18 protein-coding genes are annotated in these 15,817 nt (G+C 67.1%); 6 read left to right on the top strand and 12 right to left on the bottom strand.

Annotated elements, in window-relative coordinates:
* The first annotated feature begins 14 nt into the window (after positions 1-14).
* The 4 genes from ACGFK1_RS21075 to ACGFK1_RS21060 all read left to right on the top strand — a co-directional run bounded on the left by ACGFK1_RS21075 (position 15) and on the right by ACGFK1_RS21060 (position 3,414).
* A complete protein-coding gene (locus ACGFK1_RS21075; protein ID WP_393434089.1) occupies positions 15-569 on the top strand; it encodes a peptidase M50 in 555 nt (184 codons plus the stop codon).
* 58 nt (positions 570-627) lie between these two features.
* A complete protein-coding gene (locus ACGFK1_RS21070) occupies positions 628-1,551 on the top strand; it encodes an LLM class flavin-dependent oxidoreductase (protein WP_393433557.1) in 924 nt (307 codons plus the stop codon).
* Positions 1,552-1,633: 82 nt separating this feature from the next.
* Positions 1,634-2,413 carry a site-2 protease family protein gene (locus ACGFK1_RS21065; protein WP_393433554.1) on the top strand — a complete coding sequence of 260 codons (780 nt, stop codon included), beginning with the start codon at positions 1,634-1,636 and terminating at the stop codon, positions 2,411-2,413.
* A gap of 107 nt (positions 2,414-2,520) precedes the next feature.
* Positions 2,521-3,414: a cation diffusion facilitator family transporter gene (locus tag ACGFK1_RS21060; protein WP_393433551.1), complete on the top strand. Its 894-nt coding sequence runs from the start codon at positions 2,521-2,523 to the stop codon at positions 3,412-3,414.
* Here the strand turns inward: ACGFK1_RS21060 and ACGFK1_RS21055 are convergent, their stop codons facing one another.
* Complete coding sequence (locus ACGFK1_RS21055; protein WP_393433548.1) at positions 3,415-3,828, bottom strand: DUF3151 domain-containing protein; 414 nt, start codon at positions 3,826-3,828, stop codon at positions 3,415-3,417. It lies immediately after the preceding gene.
* Positions 3,829-3,887: 59 nt separating this feature from the next.
* Here ACGFK1_RS21055 and ACGFK1_RS21050 point away from each other — a divergent pair, with 59 nt between their 5' ends.
* Entirely contained in the window at positions 3,888-4,685 is a 798-nt protein-coding gene (locus tag ACGFK1_RS21050) for a DUF4878 domain-containing protein (protein ID WP_393433545.1), read from the top strand.
* Here the strand turns inward: ACGFK1_RS21050 and ACGFK1_RS21045 are convergent.
* From ACGFK1_RS21045 to ACGFK1_RS21035, 3 genes are read right to left on the bottom strand one after another with little or no spacing between them, the layout of a single operon-like run.
* A complete protein-coding gene (locus ACGFK1_RS21045) occupies positions 4,682-4,966 on the bottom strand; it encodes a hypothetical protein (RefSeq protein ID WP_393433542.1) in 285 nt (94 codons plus the stop codon). The two genes, ACGFK1_RS21050 and ACGFK1_RS21045, sit on opposite strands and share 4 nt — an antisense overlap.
* A 10-nt stretch (positions 4,967-4,976) precedes the next feature.
* Positions 4,977-6,014, bottom strand: coding sequence for a class II fructose-bisphosphate aldolase (gene fbaA, locus ACGFK1_RS21040; RefSeq protein ID WP_393433539.1), 1,038 nt, complete (start codon positions 6,012-6,014; stop codon positions 4,977-4,979).
* Between the two features lie 56 nt (positions 6,015-6,070).
* Positions 6,071-7,084: an alcohol dehydrogenase catalytic domain-containing protein gene (locus ACGFK1_RS21035; RefSeq protein ID WP_393433536.1), complete on the bottom strand. Its 1,014-nt coding sequence runs from the start codon at positions 7,082-7,084 to the stop codon at positions 6,071-6,073.
* Positions 7,085-7,144: 60 nt separating this feature from the next.
* Between ACGFK1_RS21035 and ACGFK1_RS21030 the strand changes: the two genes are divergently transcribed.
* Positions 7,145-7,855 (top strand): VTT domain-containing protein, encoded by a 711-nt coding sequence (locus ACGFK1_RS21030; protein ID WP_393433533.1) that lies wholly within the window; start codon positions 7,145-7,147, stop codon positions 7,853-7,855.
* A gap of 4 nt (positions 7,856-7,859) precedes the next feature.
* Here ACGFK1_RS21030 and ACGFK1_RS21025 read toward each other — a convergent pair whose 3' ends face one another.
* Genes ACGFK1_RS21025 through ACGFK1_RS20990 form a run of 8 tightly spaced genes read right to left on the bottom strand, consistent with a single transcriptional unit; the run spans position 7,860 to position 15,797 of the window.
* Positions 7,860-9,050 (bottom strand): VWA domain-containing protein, encoded by a 1,191-nt coding sequence (locus tag ACGFK1_RS21025; protein ID WP_393433530.1) that lies wholly within the window; start codon positions 9,048-9,050, stop codon positions 7,860-7,862.
* Positions 9,047-9,691, bottom strand: a complete 645-nt coding sequence (locus tag ACGFK1_RS21020) for an SRPBCC family protein (RefSeq protein ID WP_393433527.1) — start codon at positions 9,689-9,691, stop codon at positions 9,047-9,049. The genes ACGFK1_RS21025 and ACGFK1_RS21020 overlap by 4 nt, the downstream gene beginning before the upstream one ends.
* Positions 9,692-9,704: 13 nt before the next feature.
* A complete protein-coding gene (locus ACGFK1_RS21015) occupies positions 9,705-10,595 on the bottom strand; it encodes an AAA family ATPase (RefSeq protein ID WP_393433524.1) in 891 nt (296 codons plus the stop codon).
* Positions 10,592-11,185, bottom strand: a complete 594-nt coding sequence (locus ACGFK1_RS21010) for an NTP transferase domain-containing protein (RefSeq protein WP_393433521.1) — start codon at positions 11,183-11,185, stop codon at positions 10,592-10,594. Before ACGFK1_RS21010 ends, ACGFK1_RS21015 begins: the two co-directional genes overlap by 4 nt.
* Positions 11,167-11,940, bottom strand: a complete 774-nt coding sequence (locus ACGFK1_RS21005; protein WP_393433519.1) for an XdhC family protein — start codon at positions 11,938-11,940, stop codon at positions 11,167-11,169. The genes ACGFK1_RS21010 and ACGFK1_RS21005 overlap by 19 nt, the downstream gene beginning before the upstream one ends.
* 10 nt (positions 11,941-11,950) lie before the next feature.
* Entirely contained in the window at positions 11,951-14,341 is a 2,391-nt protein-coding gene (locus ACGFK1_RS21000) for an aerobic carbon-monoxide dehydrogenase large subunit (RefSeq protein ID WP_393433516.1), read from the bottom strand.
* Positions 14,338-14,814 (bottom strand): (2Fe-2S)-binding protein, encoded by a 477-nt coding sequence (locus ACGFK1_RS20995; RefSeq protein ID WP_393433513.1) that lies wholly within the window; start codon positions 14,812-14,814, stop codon positions 14,338-14,340. The genes ACGFK1_RS21000 and ACGFK1_RS20995 overlap by 4 nt, the downstream gene beginning before the upstream one ends.
* Positions 14,815-14,816: 2 nt before the next feature.
* Positions 14,817-15,797: an FAD binding domain-containing protein gene (locus ACGFK1_RS20990; RefSeq protein ID WP_393433510.1), complete on the bottom strand. Its 981-nt coding sequence runs from the start codon at positions 15,795-15,797 to the stop codon at positions 14,817-14,819.
* Positions 15,798-15,817: the final 20 nt, after the last annotated feature.

Below are 15,817 nucleotides of genomic sequence, written 5' to 3'. Positions count from 1 at the left end.
ATGTCGTGCTGCTGATGTCCGAGGGGGCGCGCGTGCCCCGCGGGCTACGCGATCTTCCCGTGGTCGGCATCGACGACGTTGCCGACTGCCGCAGGGTGATCGTCGTGGGATCGGACGCCGACGTCGCGGCGGTGCTGACCCGGCTACTGAAGGCCGACCGGCTCGACGTCGAGGTGGGACAGGCCCGCCGGCGGTGGCATGCCCGCCGAGCGCGAACCGGCCCTGTGCACCGGTTTCCGCTGATCCGCGACGAGTCCGGCACTGTGATCGTCGGCGCCGCCGAGTGGCGCGGTGATCCAGCCGGGAAACCCCTACACGGAGAAGCCGTCGTCGACGACACCGTGCTGTTCGACGGCGACGTCATCGGTGTGCGGATCGAGCCGACGCGGGCGCAGCCCGGCCTGCGGGCGGCCGTCATCGGCACGGGCAGGCGTCGATGGGTCAGCGGTCGCGCCGCCCAACTCGGCACCGAAGGTGCGCTGGTGGTGCGCGACGGCGTGCCCGCCCCGCGGCCCGTCCGGCGGTCGACGTTCTACCGGCACACCCAGAGCTGGCTGCGGGTCTGTTGACCTGGGCATTTCACATCCTTCCAACACCTGCCGAAGGCCGCGGCAGCAGTGTTGGCGCATGACAGATCTTCGAGTCGGCGTTTTCGCCCCGGTCGGGCAGTTCGCGGCGCCTGCCGAGCAGCGCGAGTTCATGCTGGCCAGGATCGCCTCGGCCGGCGTCGACCACGTGTGCGTCAACGACCACGTCAGCTTCCTCGTCGGCGCGGGCGCGGACGCACTGATCGACGCCGCCGCGGTGCTGACCCGCTACCCCGGCCTGCCCTGCTACATCGCGCTGTATCTGCTCCCGCTGCGCCATCCGGTGCTGGTCGCACGCCAACTGGCCAGCCTGGCCGAGCACGCGCCCGGCAGGCTGACATTCGGCGTCGGGATCGGCGGCGAGGACCCGCACGAGTACGAGGTCTGCGGGGTCGACCCGAGCGCTCGCGGTCGCAGGATGGACGAGTCGCTGGAATTGTTGCGCGCGCTGTCCGACGGCAAGCCGGTCAGCTTCGACGGTGAGTTCTTTCGTGTGCGCGACGCGCAGATCGCCCCCGCGCCCCCATCGCAGATCCCGATCACGATCGGGGGCCGGTCGGAGGCCGCGGTGCGCCGCGCGGGGCGGTACGGCGACGGCTGGCTGGGGATCTGGGTCTCCCCGCAGCGGTACCGCTCGGTGGTCGACCAGGTCGCCGCGCATGCGGTGCACGCGGGCAGGGATCCGAACGGCTTCGAGCACGCGCTCAACGTGTGGTGCGGTTTCGGCGCGAACAAGCGGGACGCGCGAGACCCACTCGCGATCGGAATGCAGACCTTCTATCAGATGCCGTTCGAGCCATTCGAACGCTATTCGCCGTACGGCACCCCGGCGGACGTCGCCGAATTCCTTGCCGCGTACGTCGAGGCAGGTTGCTCGGTGTTCAACGTGATCGCGTGCGCCGACGATCATGAAACCGCGGTGTCAGGAGTTGCGGAGGTGCGACGACTGCTCAAGTCCGTCTAGCGCGCTCGCGTTATTGCGCCTACGGCTGTGATTCCCGCCTTTCCACGACCCTCAGCGCAAATTTCGACGGTAGCTTCGTGACGTGACCATTCGCCCGCTGCACCAATCGGTGCGGCCAAGCCCGATCTTCCTGGCCATCGTGGCGCTCGCGATCGGGGGCGCGGTGCTGGCCTGGCTGGCCGCCGACGTCCGGCGTCCGCTGGCGTACGTCGGCGTGTTCATCTTCGTGATCGCGGGCTTTTTGGTGACGCTGTGCGTGCACGAGTTCGCCCATGCCTACACCGCGTGGCGCTTCGGCGATCGCGATGTCGAGGCGCGCGGCTACCTGACGCTGAACCCGCTGAAGTACTCGCATCCGCTGTTGTCGCTCGGACTGCCCGCGGTGTTCATCGCGCTCGGCGGCATCGGCCTGCCCGGCGGCGCGGTGTACGTGCGCACGTCATGGATGACCACGCGGCAGAAGACCCTGGTCAGCCTGGCCGGTCCGGCGACCAACCTGGTGTTCGCGATCGTGGTCCTCGTGGTGACGCGGTTGATGTGGGATCCCGACCATCTGGTGTTCTGGGCGGGCATGGCCTTCCAGGGTTTCCTGCAGGTGACCGCGTTCGTGTTGAACATCCTTCCGGTCCCCGGGCTTGACGGCTACAGCGCGTTGGAGCCGCATCTGAGCCCGCAGACCCAGCGCATGCTGGAACCGGCGAAGGGCTGGGCGTTCTTCGTGCTGCTGCTGTTGCTGTTCACCCCTCAGGTCAACCGTTGGTTCTTCGGGATCGTGCTGTGGTTCTTCGACGCCTCCGGGGTGCCGCAGGGGCTGATCGGCTGGGGCATGGACCTGACCCGGTTCTGGTCGGCCTGGTTCTGACGGCACCTCTTCTCGCGGGCCCATTTTTGGGCGTTTTAGGGCAGTTTTACGTCTGCTCGCGGAGACACTTCTTGCGACATATGCGTGTTTGCGCATAGATTGCTGGCATGGGCGCCGGACATGACCACAGCCACACGGATGCCCGTGTCAGCAGGATGGTCATCGCCGCCGGGATTCTGACCGCCTTTTTCGCCCTCGAACTGACGACCGCGCTGGTGATCAATTCACTGGCCCTGCTCTCCGACGCCGGCCACATGCTGACCGACCTTGTCGCGATGTTCATGGGGCTGACCGCGGTGCTTCTGGCCCGCCACGGCAGCGCGTCGCCTGCCCGCACGTACGGCTGGCACCGCGCCGAGGTGTTCACCGCCGTCGCCAACGCGGTGCTGTTGCTCGGCGTTGCCGGATTCATCCTGTTCGAGGCTGTCGACCGGCTTGGCGACGCGCCCGACATCCCCGGCGTGCCGATGATCGTCGTCGCGCTGGCCGGGCTGGTGGCCAACGGGGCCGTCGTGCTGCTGCTGCGGTCGCACTCCAGGGACAGCCTCGCCGTCAAGGGCGCCTACATGGAGGTGGTGGCCGACACCGTCGGCAGCGTCGGCGTGCTGATCGCGGGCATCGTCACGGTCACGACAGGCTGGCCGTACGCCGACGTGGTCGTGGCCGTGCTCGTCGCGTTGTGGGTGCTGCCCCGCGCGATCTCACTGGCGCGGGCCGCGCTGCGGATCCTGTCCGAGTCATCGCCTGTCCACATCGACGTCGACGAACTGCGTAGCGCGCTGTGCGCGGTCGAGGGCGTGACCGAGGTGCACGACCTGCACGTGTGGACGTTGGTGCCGGGCAAGGACATGGTCACCGCCCACCTGACCAGCAGCCGGGATTCGGCGCTGGTGCTCGACGCGGCCCGCGCGGTGCTCAGCGCGCGCGGGCTGGACCACGCGACCGTCCAGGTCGAACCGCCCGAATCGGCGGCCGACTGCGAATGCGAAGCCGAGCGGTAGTCACAGCCCGAGTGCGGTCCGCGCCTCGGGATCGCAGTCGTCGAGCAGATCGAGGCAGCGCTGATATTCGTCGGTCTCGCCGATCGACTCGGCCGCCCGCGCCAGCGCGGCCACACACCTCAGGAACCCGCGGTTGGGCTCGTGGCGATAGGGCACCGGGCCGAAACCCTTCCATCCGTTGCGGCGCAACTGATCCAGGCCGCGGTGATACCCGGTGCGGGCATACGCGTAGGCGGTGACGGCCTTGTCGTCGGCGAGCGCGTCTTCAGCGAGCGCGGCCCACGCCACCGACGCGGACGGATGCGCGGCCGCCACGATCGCCGGATTCTCGGCGGCGGCCAGTTCGGCCTCCGCCGCGGGATCGCCAGGTAGCAGTACCGGATCGGGTCCAAGGAGATCTCCCATGCGCGTCATGGCCTCATTGTGCCGATAGGCTGCACCGGTAGTTCGCAGAGGGAGGGACCGCAGCACGGATGTCGAACCCATCAGGGCCGCAACAGCCGGATGACGCCGCCGCACCGGACGCCTTTCAGCCGGCCGAAACCCAGCCGTCTGAAGCTGTCACCGATCCGCAGCATGAGCCCGCAACTGAAATCTTGTTGTCGCCGGAGGCGCAAGCCCAACTGCCCGCCGACGAGACGGACAAGCCCGCCGAGCGACGGTACACCGCGCCGTCCGGCTTCGACGGCTCGACACAGCGGATCGACACGCCCGCCGAGCCCGCCACCGAGGTGATGCCGCCGGTCCCCGCGGGCGCTGTCGGTCAGCCCAAGCCCGTTGCGCCGCAACATATTCCGCCGCGCGGCGAGAATCCTCAGCCGCCACGAGCCCGTCGGAGTTGGGGCTGGGTGGTGGCGCTGCTGCTGGTCATCGCGGCGTTGGTGGCCGTCGCGATCCTCGGCACGGTGCTGTTGACCCGGAACAAGACACCGAAGGCCTCCGAAGAGGACAAGGTCCGCACGACCATCCAGAACTTCGATGCCGCGGTGCAAAGCGGTGACCTCGCGACCCTGCGCAGCATCACCTGCGGCAGCACCCGCGACAGCTACGTCAACTACAACGACCAGGCGTGGCAGGAAACCCATTCCAGGGTCGCCGCGGCCAAACAGTATCCAGTGGTCGCAAGCATCGATCAGGTGGTGGTCAACGACGATCACGCCGAGGCCAACGTCACCACGTTCATGGCGTACGCGCCGCAGACCCGCTCGACGCGCAGCTTCGATCTACAGTTCCGCGACGATCAGTGGAAGATCTGCCAGGCTGCCAATTAGGGCTGCTGCGACATCGCGTAGCAGGTGGCGAAGTGCTCCTGCGTGCAGGGGATCCCGTTCACCTGCGCGAACTGACCCGGCTGGCTGACGATGTCGGCGCCTTGCTGAGGAACGGTGACGCCGACCGGCGGACCACCGCCGGACTGTCCCTGCGTGCATACCCCGTCGAATCGAGGCACCGTGCCCCACGGGCAGGTGTTGGCCGAGGCGGGCGCCGCGACCGCGATGGTTCCCATGGCCGTCGCAGCGGTGCAGCAGGCGATCAGAATTCGACGCTTCACGCTCAACAGCCTAACCCGCCGAAACCGATCGGCCGGCACTGTGCAGGTCCTTGCACGCCTCCACCACACGCTCGCTCATCGACGCCTCGGCCTTCTTCAGGTAGCTGCGCGGGTCGTAGACCTTCTTGTTGCCGACCTCGCCGTCGACTTTCAGCACACCGTCGTAGTTGCTGAACATGTGGCCAGCGAGCGGGCGGGTGAACGCGTACTGGGTGTCGGTGTCGACGTTCATCTTCACCACGCCGTATTTGAGCGAGTCCTCGATCTCCGACTTCAACGAGCCCGATCCGCCGTGGAATACGAAGTCGAAAGGCTTAGCGTCTTCGGCCAATCCGAGCTTGGCCGCGGCCACCTTCTGGCCCTGCTCGAGGATGTCGGGACGCAGTTTGACGTTCCCCGGCTTGTAGACGCCGTGCACGTTGCCGAACGTGGCGGCCAACAGATACCTGCCGTGCTCCCCAACGCCCAACGCATCGATGGTCTTCTCGAAGTCCTCAGGCGAGGTGTACAGCTTGTCGTTGATCTCGTGGGCGACGCCGTCCTCCTCGCCGCCGACCACCCCGATTTCGATTTCGAGGATGATCCTGGCCGCGGCCGCCTCCTTGAGCAGTTCGCCGGCGATGTCCAGATTCTCGTCGATCGGGACGGCCGACCCATCCCACATGTGCGACTGGAACAGCGGGTTGCGGCCTTCGGAGACGCGCTTCTGCGAGATGGCCAGCAGCGGCTTGACGTAGCTGTCCAGCTTGTCCTTCGGACAGTGGTCGGTGTGCAGCGCGACGGTGATCGGGTACCTGTCGGCGACGATGTGGGCGAACTCGGCGAGCGCGACCGCACCGGTCACCATGTCCTTCACGCCCAATCCCGAGCCGAATTCGGCTCCGCCAGTGGAGAATTGGATGATGCCGTCGCTGCCGGCATCGGCGAAGCCCTTGAGCGCGGCGTTGATGGTCTCCGAAGACGTGCAGTTGATGGCCGGGAACGCAAACGAATGCTCCTTGGCTCGACCAAGCATCTCCGCATATACCTCGGGCGTTGCGATCGGCATGTCAGTTCCTCCCGGCTGCTACAGGTCAGTTGAAGTATCTCAAGGATGTGACCGGCTCACATCGTCAGCACCATCCGGTAGCGCGCGCGGCCCTCGTCCATCGCCGCGTAGGCGTCGGCGGCCTCGGCGAGCGGGCGCTCCTCGATCCACGCGCGAACACCGGTCAACACCGCGAAGTGCATGGTCTCCTCGACGTCGCGCGACGTGCCCGACGGATGGCCCTGCACCGAGGTGCCGGGGGTGATCAGCTGCATCGGGGAAATCGGCAGCGGGTCCGCGGTGACGCCGACGATCACGAGTTCACCCTCCGGCGCCAGTCCACCGACCGTGTCGGCCATCGCTTGCGAGTTGGCCGCCGTCGCGAGTACCACCGATGCGCCGCCGAGGGCCTGCAACGCCTCCGCGACATCGACGGCGCGCGAGTCGATGTAGTGGTGTGCGCCGAGTTCGCGGGCGTTGGCCTCCTTGTCGGCGCCGCGGGCGATCGCGATCGTCTCGAACCCCATCGCGTTGGCCCACTGCACACCGAGGTGGCCCAGCCCGCCGACGCCCAACACCGCCACCCGGTCGCCGGCCACCGCCTTGGTCCGCCGCAGCGCGTTGTAGGTGGTCACCCCGGCGCAGCCCATCGGCGCCGCCTCGACGAAGGACAATTCGTCGGGGATGCGCGCGAGCGCCGTGGCGGGCGCGACCACCGACTCGGCGTAGCCGCCCGGATAGTGCCAACTCGGCACCTCCCCGTTCACGCACTGCATGAACTTGCCCTGCCGGCAGGGGACGCAGCGGTTGCAGTTGCCGCCGAACCAGCCCACCGCCACCCGGTCGCCAACGGCGAATCCCTCGACACCCTCGCCCAGTTCCGCGATGGTGCCCGCAATTTCGTGGCCAAGGGTCAGCGGCCACGTCATATTCGGAAAGCCGCCCGCGACGAAACCGTGGTCGGTTCCGCAAACTCCGCAGGCGGCGACCGTGATGCGGACACGCCCTGGACCCGGCGCGGCGGTTTCGACGTCGACCATGGTCAGCGGCGAGTTAGCAGACGCAACATGAACAGCTTTATGAGTGGGCATAGCCGACCCTAGCCCCGGCACAGCGTCCGGACAGGACGTCGCCGGTATCTTGGGGGGCCTATGAATCTTCACCCGGACACCACAGCCACCTTCTCGGCGGCTGCAAACCAGCTGGCGTTGATGCCGGACTTCCTCGATCCGATCAAGCTCATCGGCTACTTCGGCACCTGGGCGCTGATCGGCCTGCTGGTCGTCATCTTCATCGAGTCCGGCGTGCTGTTCCCGGTGTTGCCAGGCGACACCCTGCTGTTCGTTGCGGGCATGCTCGCCGCCGGTACAGCCGCGGCGGGACAAGCCGATTTCCAGCTGTGGCAGCTACTGGTCTTCATCCCGATCGCCGCCATCCTCGGTGGACAGATCGGCTACTTCATCGGCCGATATGTGGGCACCCACATGTTCAAGCCGAATGCGCGCATCCTCAAGCAGCGTTATCTGGACGAGGCGCATTCGTTCTTCGAACAGCGGGGCCCGTTCGCGATCGTGATCGCCCGGTTCGTGCCGATCGTGCGGACGCTGGCACCCATCACCGCGGGCGCCGCCAAGATGGGCTACGCCACCTTCACGCTGTTCAACGTCATCGGCGCCGTCGTCTGGGGCATCGGCCTGACGCTGCTCGGGTACGGGCTGGGCCAGTTCGACGTCATCCAGAAGCTGTTGGAGCCGATTTTCATCTTGATTGCGGTCGCGTCGGTGACGCCGATGCTCATCGAGTGGTACAAGCGGCGCAAGGCCGCCAAGCGGGCGGCCGGCGAGCCTGCGGCGGAAGGCTGAGCCGCTACCGTTCGGTCAACGCGGTGAACAGTTCGCGCAGGCCGGTCACGGAATGCGCGGGCAGCAACAGATCGCAGTACGGCAGCGCCGCGGCCATCGATGCCGCCAGCGGCCGGAAGTCCGGTTGCGCCGCGCGCGGGTTGAGCCACACCAACATGTGAGCGCGGCGACGCAACCGCGCCAGTGCGCGCACCAGCACATCGGGCGGGTCGCTGTCCCAGCCATCGGAGGCGATGACGACCACGGCGCCGCGCAGTGCATTGCCGTGTGAGCCGGATACCAGTTCGCCGACACAACGACCCAGATGGGTGCCGCCGTAGCGGTCGGTGACCTTGGCATTGGCCTTGGCCCACGCCGCCTCCGCCGAGCGGTTGGACAGCACGGCGGTCAGCCGCGTCAGCGACGTCGAGAACGCGAAGACCTCGGGCCGAATCCCCTTCTGCCGCAGCGCGGCTGCCCGCATCAGATGCAGATAGACCGTGGCGTACTGTCGCATCGACTGGCTCACGTCGCACGCCAGCACCACTCGGCGGGGATAGCGCCGGGTGCGGGTCCGCGCCAGCCGCATCGGCTCCCAGCCTGTGGCCCGTGACGCTTTCATCGTCTCGCGCATATCGATCCGCTTGCCGTGTTGATGCGGTTCGCGGCGAAGGCTGCGGCGCTGCGGCCAGGTGCCCGCTGCCCGCTCCAGCCAGCCGCCGAGCTGGCGGAGGTCACCCACATCGAACCGCTCGAACGGTTCGTCCACCCGCGCGACGAAGCGGCTTGGCAGCGTGTCCGAGATGCGCACGTCGCTGTCGTGGGTGTCGGAGGCCGTCACCGATGCAGGCAACGAGCTCCACGGCAACCCGCCTTCGGCGACCGCGTTCTCCCGGCCAGGCACCCCGGCCTCGCTGGCCGCTGTCGTGCCGAGGCTGCGTTTGAGGCCCGGCGGATCGACACCGAGCACCGCGCCGGCGAACACCGCCTCGAACACCTCATCGAAAACGGCGAGGTCCTCGACGCGGTTCACCAGCGTCAGCCGGGCGTGCCAATACAGCTGCGTCCGGGTGCGAGGCCAGTCGTGGCGCAGCACCTCAACGAATGCTGTTGGGCCACTTGGTGCGACCACCGCTCCACTGCTGTGCAACCGCTCCACGAAGGCGACGGCGAACGCCGCGATGTCGACGCCAGGCAGCAGGAGCGGCGCGGTCATCGACCGCGTTTGGCCAAGCGCAGCCGACCGAAGGCGAACACGATAGCGGCAAGGGTGACCGCGGCCAACACCAGCGGAGCGTATTTCTTCAGCGCGCCGCCACCTGCCAGCTCGATCAAGTCGATGGGCTCCGCCGCGACCTGCTTCGGCTGCTCAGCCGGTGCGATGCCGTCGTTCTCAGGCGCCGCAGGTGCCGTGTCGGTCGCGAGTTTCGCCTCCAGCGACTCGACGAACTGGGCGAGCAACTTCTCTGAAACCTGTTGCAGCATACCGCTGCCGAATTGCGCGAGCTTACCGACCACTTTGAGGTCGGTGTCGACGGTGACGCGGGTGTGATCACCTGCGTCATGCAATTGGGCGGTGACGGTCGCTGCCGCATTGCCGGTGCCGCGTGCCTCCTTGCCCTTACCCTCGATGACCGCACGGTGTTCCTCGCGGTTCTGCTCGACGAAGTGAACCTTTCCGCTGAACTCACTGGTCACCGGGCCGACCTTGACCTTCACCTTGCCGAGCACGTCGTCGCCGTCGCGGCCCGTCATCTGGGCACCCGGCATCAGCGGGATCACCTGTTCCAGATCGGTCAGCACCTCCCACGCGTCCTCGATCGGGACGCTGACTCTGAATTCGTTGGCAATCTTCATCGAGCATTTCCTCTCATGTACAGCCGTAGGATGCGAACGCTTCGCTGATCAACGCGTGGTCGTCGGGGGTCTTGGCAAGCGCGCCAAGTGTGGTCGAGCCCAGCGCGATGTCGGCGGTGACCAGATCGGTCACCCCGAGTGCCACCAGGGCGGCGACCCAGTCGATGGTCTCGGCCACCCCCGGCGGCTTGTCCAGGTCGAGAGTCCTTGTCTGGCCGACGAAGTGGGCGGCATGCTGGATCAGCGCAGCCGTCGCGCCAGGCACCGTGCGGCGCACGATCGCCGCGGCCCGCGTCGGCTCCGGATACTCGATCCAGTGGTAGAGGCACCGCCGGCGCAGCGCATCGTGCAGGTCACGGCTGCGGTTGGAGGTGAGTACGACGATCGGTGGCTGCTTGGCAACATAGGTACCCAACTCGGGGACCGTCACCGCCGCCTCCCCGAGGAATTCCAGCAGCAACGCCTCGAATTCGTCGTCGGCACGGTCGATCTCGTCGATCAACAACACCGGGACACCTGGTCCCCGATACCGCACGCACTGCAGGATCGGTCGGTCGACCAGATAGGTCTCGGTGTAGAGGTCGCTTTCCTCGATGGTGGCCTTCCGCGCCTCCGCGAGCCGGATACTGAGCAGTTGCCGTTGATAGTTCCAGTCGTACAGTGCTTCGCTGGCTGTCAGACCCTCGTAGCACTGCAGTCGAAGGAGCAGTGTATCCAACACGGCGGCAATCGTTTTCGCGGCGGTCGTCTTGCCGACTCCCGGCTCCCCTTCCAGCAGCAGCGGTCGACCGAGGACCACCGCGAGGTAGATCGCCGAGGCGGTCCCAGTGTCGAGCAGGAAATCGTGTGCGTCGAATCGGCTGATCACGTCGTCGACACCACTGAACAGCACAGGCCGCGTCATCGCGCCAGCGTTTCGCGTAGCCGTCGGTAGTCCTCCCAGGTGTCGACGTCGAGCGGAACGGGGCCGTCTATCGGGACGCGTCGCACGCTGTAGCGGCCGGATTCCATCAACCGCCACACCCCCTTGTCGCCGTGCAGCTTCTCCAGATCGCCAAAGACACTGCGGCCCAACCAGAACGGATGGCCGACGCCGTCGAAGTATTCGCACACCGCGATCGCGGCGTCGCGCCCCGACGCGATCAGCTTCGTCACCGTCGAGCACGTCACCCCCGGCTGATCGCCCAGCATCAGCACCACGCCGTCGGCGCGTTGATCGACCCACGCCAACGCCGTCTGCAGCGACGAGGAACAGCCCGACCCCGGGTCGTCGGCGAGCACGATGTCCAGGCCATCCAACGCCACCACGTGCCGCACCTCGTCGGCCACTGCGCCGAGAGTGACGATGAGTTGGTCGAACGGGCAGTTGCGGGCCACCTCGAGTGTGGCGCCGAGTAGCGTCGTATCGCCGAGCGGCAGCAGCTGTTTGGGTGTACCCAGCCGACGCGAACCGCCCGCCGCCAGCACCACTCCGGTCACCCGTGACCGTGGCATGGTTCTTCTCTCGCAGGGGCCGCCGCGGTGTTGTGCCCGGGGGCGGTCACACCGTGCACCCGGATCGCTGTGATCACCTCGGCGAGGATCGACACGGCGATTTCGGCGGGCGTCTTGGCGCCGATCGGCAGGCCGACAGGGGTGTGCACCCGCTGCCGTTCCGCGTCGGTCAGTCGCAGGCCCGCCAAAATCGAACGACCGCGAACCGCGCTGGCGACCAGGCCGATGTAGCCGACACCCGCGTCGAGTGCCGCCCGGATGATCTCGGCTTCCGGGCCGCCGTGGGTGGCGATCACGACCGCGGTCGCCCGCGCCAACTCGCCGTCACCGTCGCGGTGCACGTCGTAACCCAGTGCCGCAAATGCTGCCGCGAGCGCGCCCGCGATCGGTGTGGCGCCGCAGATCCGCAGCAGCGGCGCGGGTACCTGCGGGTCGAGGAAGATCTCCAGCGCACCGCCGGAGAGGCACGGGTTGACGACCACGCAGGCACCGGGCGCCTCGGGAAAGTGCACATCGCCGTCGGGCAACACCCGCAGCAGCACGCTCTCACCGGCTTGCAACGCACCGAGTGCCGCTTTGCGCACCGAGTTCTGCGCACAGTGGCCGCCGACGAAGCCCTCGATGGTTCCGTCGGACAACAGGATTGCTTGGTCGCCGGCATGCGCCGAGGCCGGCTGCTGGGCCCGCACCACGGTGGCGTGGACGAACGGCGTGCGCGAGCGCCGCAGCTGCTGGGCCCGTTCACTCATCGTCATGCTGGCTCCTCTAGATCGGCGGGGTGGCCCTGCCCTGCATGGCTTCCCATACCCGTGACGGGGTCAGTGGCATGTCGGCGTGCCGAACTCCGAACGGCGCCAACGCATCCACGACGGCATTGACCACCGCAGGTGGCGATCCGACAGTGGCCGACTCGCCGATGCCCTTGGCGCCGATCGGATGGTGAGGCGACGGAGTGGTGGTGAACCCGGTCTCGAGGTTCGGCACCTCAACCGCGGTCGGAATCAGGTAATCCATCAGCGAGCCGCCGAGGCAGTTGCCCTCTTCGTCGAACGCGATCATCTCCATCAGCGCCATGCCGATCCCGTCGACGATGCCGCCGTGCACCTGTCCCTCGATGATCATCGGATTGATCCGGGTGCCGCAGTCGTCGACGGCGAGGAACCGACGCACCTTCACCACGGCGGTACCCGGGTCGACGTCCACCACGCAGAAGTAGGCACCGTAGGGATAGGTGAGATTCTCAGGGTTGTAACAGATTTGGGCGTCCAGACCGCCCTCGATCCCTTCTGGAAGATCGCCGGCGCCGTGCGCCCGCATCGCGATGTCCTGGATGGTCACCGATGCGGACGGGTCACCCTTGACCGCGAAGCTGCCCTTGTTCCACTCCAGGTCGGCGACCGAGGCTTCGAGCATGCCTGCCGCTATGATCTTGGCCTTGTCGCGGACCTTGCGCGCCACCAGGGCCGCGGCCGCACCCGAAACCGGCGTCGACCGGCTGCCATAGGTCCCGAGCCCGAACGGCGTTTGGTCGGTGTCGCCGTGCACGACGTCGATATCGTCGGGCGGGATGCCGAGTTCCTCGGCGACGATCTGGGCGAAGGTGGTCTCGTGCCCCTGGCCCTGGGTCTGAACCGACAACCGCACGACGGCTTTGCCGGTCGGATGCACCCGCAACTCGCAGCCGTCGGCCATGCCGAGCCCCAGGATGTCCATGTCCTTGCGAGGCCCCGCGCCGACCGCCTCGGTGAAGAACGCCATGCCGATGCCCATCAGTTCACCACGCTCACGCCGTTGTTTCTGCTCGGCGCGCAACTGGTCGTAGCCGATCGTCTCCATCGCCAGCCGCATGGTCTTCTCGTAGTCACCGGAGTCGTACACCCAGCCGGTCTTCGATTTGTACGGAAACTGTTCCGGTTTCAGCAGATTCGCCAACCGCAACTGCGCCGGATCCATCTTCAGTTCATGGGCCAGACAGTCCACCAGCCGCTCGACGAAGTACACCGCTTCCGTGATGCGGAACGAGCAGGCGTAGGCCACCCCACCGGGCGCCTTGTTGGTGTACACAGCGGTCATGTGGCAGTAGGCCGCTTCGATGTCGTAGCTGCCGGTGAACACGCCGAAGAAGCCAGCCGGGTATTTCACCGGTGCGGCGGTGCCGTTGAACGCGCCGTGGTCGGCGAGCACATTGGACCGGATCGCGAGAATCTTGCCGTCCTTGGTGGCGGCGATCTCGCCGACCATGATGTAGTCGCGCGCGAAGCCCGTGCTGGTCAGGTTCTCGCTGCGGTCTTCCATCCACTTCACCGGCTTGCCTAGCAGTAGCGAGCCGACGATGGCGCAGACGTAGCCCGGGTAAATCGGCACCTTGTTGCCGAAACCGCCGCCGATGTCGGGTGAGATGACCCTGATCTTGTGCTCGGGCAGCCCTGCGACCAACGCGTACAGGGTCCGGTGTGCGTGCGGCGCCTGGCTGGTCGACCACAGCGTCAGCTTGCCGGTGACCGGGTCCAGGTCGGCGACCGCACCGCAGGTTTCCATCGGCGCGGGATGTACGCGGGGATAGACGATCTCCTGCTTGACGACGACGTCGGCCTTGGCGAAGGCCGCCTCGGTGGCCGCGGCGTCGCCGGTCTCCCAGTCGAAGCAGTGGTTGTCGGTCTTGCCGTCCAGATCCGTGCGGATCACCGGTGCGTCAGGGTGCAGCGCCGTGCGTGCGTCGATCATGGGGTCGAGCGGGTCGTATTCGACGTCGATGAGTTCCAGCGCATCCCTGGCGGCGTAGCGGTCGGTCGCGACGACGAACGCGACCTCCTGCCCTTGGAAACGCACCTTGTCGGTGGCCAGGACCGCCTGAACGTCGTTCGACAGCGTCGGCATCCAGGCGAGCCCCTTCTCGGCGAGGTCAGCACCCGTGACCACCGCCTTGACCTTCGGATGTGCTTGCGCCGCAGTGGTATCGATGCCGACGATGCGAGCGTGCGCGTACGGCGACCGCAGGATCGCCAGGTGCAGCATGCCCGGCAGCACCACGTCGTCGACGTAGTTGCCACGGCCCCTGATGAACCGCGGATCCTCCTTGCGCAACATCCGGCCGTGCCCGCACGGCTTCTGATCGTTGTCGGCGGTATCTTCTGGTCGGATTTCGGTGGTGGTCATGCTTTCGCCTCCACATCCGCGTGCTCGGCAGCCCATTGGATGGACCGCACGATCGTCGTGTAGCCGGTGCAGCGACAGATCTGACCGGAGATGGCCTCGCGGATGGTCTCCTCATCGGGGGCGGGCACCCGGTCGAGCAGGGCGCGCGCGGTGATCATCATTCCCGGCGTGCAGAACCCGCACTGCAACCCGTGACAGCGCATGAAGCCTTCCTGAACAGGATCCAGTCGACCGTCCACCTCCAGACCCTCCACGGTGCGGATGCTGTGGCCGCCTGCCATCACCGCGAGCACCGTGCACGACTTGACCGGTTCGCCGTCCATGTCCACGACGCAGGTACCGCAGTTGCTGGTGTCACAGCCCCAGTGAGTGCCGGTCAGCCGCAACTGGTCTCGCAGGAAGTGGACGAGCAGCGTTCGAGGCTCGACCTCGGCGGTGACCGACTCGCCGTTGACCGTCATGGTGACCTGCATGGCTAGTTCCCTTCCACAGCCGGGGCTTTGCGTATCCGCTCGACAGCGCGACGCAGCGTTCGGAGCGTCAATTCCGAGGCGAGGTGGCGCTTGTATTCGGCGCTGCCCCGCATGTCGGTGACCGGACTGCACGCCTGCGCCGCATCGCGGCCGGCTTGGGCGAACACTTCCTCGGTGGCAGGCCGACCGGCCAGTCCCTCCCCGACGGCGGCCAGCGCGGCTTCGTCGGTGTTGACCGCGGTCAGGCCCAACCGCGCCGCCGCGATGGTGTCGCCGTTTAGCGTCACCGCGGCACCCGCTGCCGCCACGGCCCAGTCGCCGACTCGCCGTTCGACCTTGGCGTAGGCACTGGAGGTGTTGGGGCGCAGCGGAATCCGTATCTCGATCAGGATCTCGTTGTGCGCCAGCGACGTCTCGTAGGGCCCGGCAAGGAAATCGTCTATCGGGATCTCACGCTCACCGGAGGGGCCGCGGGCCAGACAGACCGCGTTGAGCACGGTGCACACCGTGGTGAGGTCCTCGGCAGGGTCGGCCTGGCACAGCGAACCTCCGACCGTGCCGCGGTTGCGCACGACAGGGTCGGCGATCGTGCGTTCGGCGTCGCGGAAAATAGGACACACCGCCGCAAGCTCATCAGACTCAAGGGCCTCCCGATGGCGGGTCATCGCACCGATGCGCACCATCGTCGGATCGATGCCCGATGTCGCCGGCCTTCCGGCTCCGACGCTTGATGTCGCCGGCCTTCCGGCTCCGACGCTTGATGTCGCCGGCCTTCCGGCTCCGACCAAAATGTAGCCGAGTTCCGGAATGAGGTCGTTGATGTCGACCAGATACTCGGGGTTGGCGATGCGTAGCTTCATCATCGGCAACAGGCTGTGGCCGCCGGCGACGAGCATGGCGCCGTCGCCGAGTCGGTCGAGCAACCCGATGGCGTGATCGACGCTGGTGGCGCGTTCGTATTCGAAGGGTCCGGGAACCTGCATGCGGCGAGTGTTCGCCGGGC

Origin of the sequence: Mycobacterium sp. NPDC048908 (genome assembly GCF_043197955.1) — a bacterium.
Lineage (GTDB): Bacteria > Actinomycetota > Actinomycetes > Mycobacteriales > Mycobacteriaceae > Mycobacterium.
This window is presented reverse-complemented; position numbering and strand designations above follow the sequence as displayed.

What these genes read in the sequence shown, in the direction of transcription:
- ACGFK1_RS20990 (WP_393433510.1), bottom strand. Translation starts at nt 15,797, where the DNA reads ATGCAGGTTCCCGGACCCTTCGAATACGAACGCGCCACCAGCGTCGAT.
- ACGFK1_RS21060 (WP_393433551.1), top strand. Translation starts at nt 2,521, where the DNA reads ATGGGCGCCGGACATGACCACAGCCACACGGATGCCCGTGTCAGCAGG.
- ACGFK1_RS21075 (WP_393434089.1), top strand. Translation starts at nt 15, where the DNA reads ATGTCCGAGGGGGCGCGCGTGCCCCGCGGGCTACGCGATCTTCCCGTG.
- ACGFK1_RS21000 (WP_393433516.1), bottom strand. Translation starts at nt 14,341, where the DNA reads ATGACCACCACCGAAATCCGACCAGAAGATACCGCCGACAACGATCAG.
- ACGFK1_RS21005 (WP_393433519.1), bottom strand. Translation starts at nt 11,940, where the DNA reads ATGACGATGAGTGAACGGGCCCAGCAGCTGCGGCGCTCGCGCACGCCG.
- ACGFK1_RS20995 (WP_393433513.1), bottom strand. Translation starts at nt 14,814, where the DNA reads ATGCAGGTCACCATGACGGTCAACGGCGAGTCGGTCACCGCCGAGGTC.
- ACGFK1_RS21030 (WP_393433533.1), top strand. Translation starts at nt 7,145, where the DNA reads ATGAATCTTCACCCGGACACCACAGCCACCTTCTCGGCGGCTGCAAAC.
- ACGFK1_RS21010 (WP_393433521.1), bottom strand. Translation starts at nt 11,185, where the DNA reads ATGCCACGGTCACGGGTGACCGGAGTGGTGCTGGCGGCGGGCGGTTCG.
- ACGFK1_RS21055 (WP_393433548.1), bottom strand. Translation starts at nt 3,828, where the DNA reads ATGACGCGCATGGGAGATCTCCTTGGACCCGATCCGGTACTGCTACCT.
- ACGFK1_RS21070 (WP_393433557.1), top strand. Translation starts at nt 628, where the DNA reads ATGACAGATCTTCGAGTCGGCGTTTTCGCCCCGGTCGGGCAGTTCGCG.
- ACGFK1_RS21020 (WP_393433527.1), bottom strand. Translation starts at nt 9,691, where the DNA reads ATGAAGATTGCCAACGAATTCAGAGTCAGCGTCCCGATCGAGGACGCG.
- ACGFK1_RS21035 (WP_393433536.1), bottom strand. Translation starts at nt 7,084, where the DNA reads ATGCCCACTCATAAAGCTGTTCATGTTGCGTCTGCTAACTCGCCGCTG.
- fbaA (WP_393433539.1), bottom strand. Translation starts at nt 6,014, where the DNA reads ATGCCGATCGCAACGCCCGAGGTATATGCGGAGATGCTTGGTCGAGCC.
- ACGFK1_RS21050 (WP_393433545.1), top strand. Translation starts at nt 3,888, where the DNA reads ATGTCGAACCCATCAGGGCCGCAACAGCCGGATGACGCCGCCGCACCG.
- ACGFK1_RS21015 (WP_393433524.1), bottom strand. Translation starts at nt 10,595, where the DNA reads ATGACGCGGCCTGTGCTGTTCAGTGGTGTCGACGACGTGATCAGCCGA.
- ACGFK1_RS21025 (WP_393433530.1), bottom strand. Translation starts at nt 9,050, where the DNA reads ATGACCGCGCCGCTCCTGCTGCCTGGCGTCGACATCGCGGCGTTCGCC.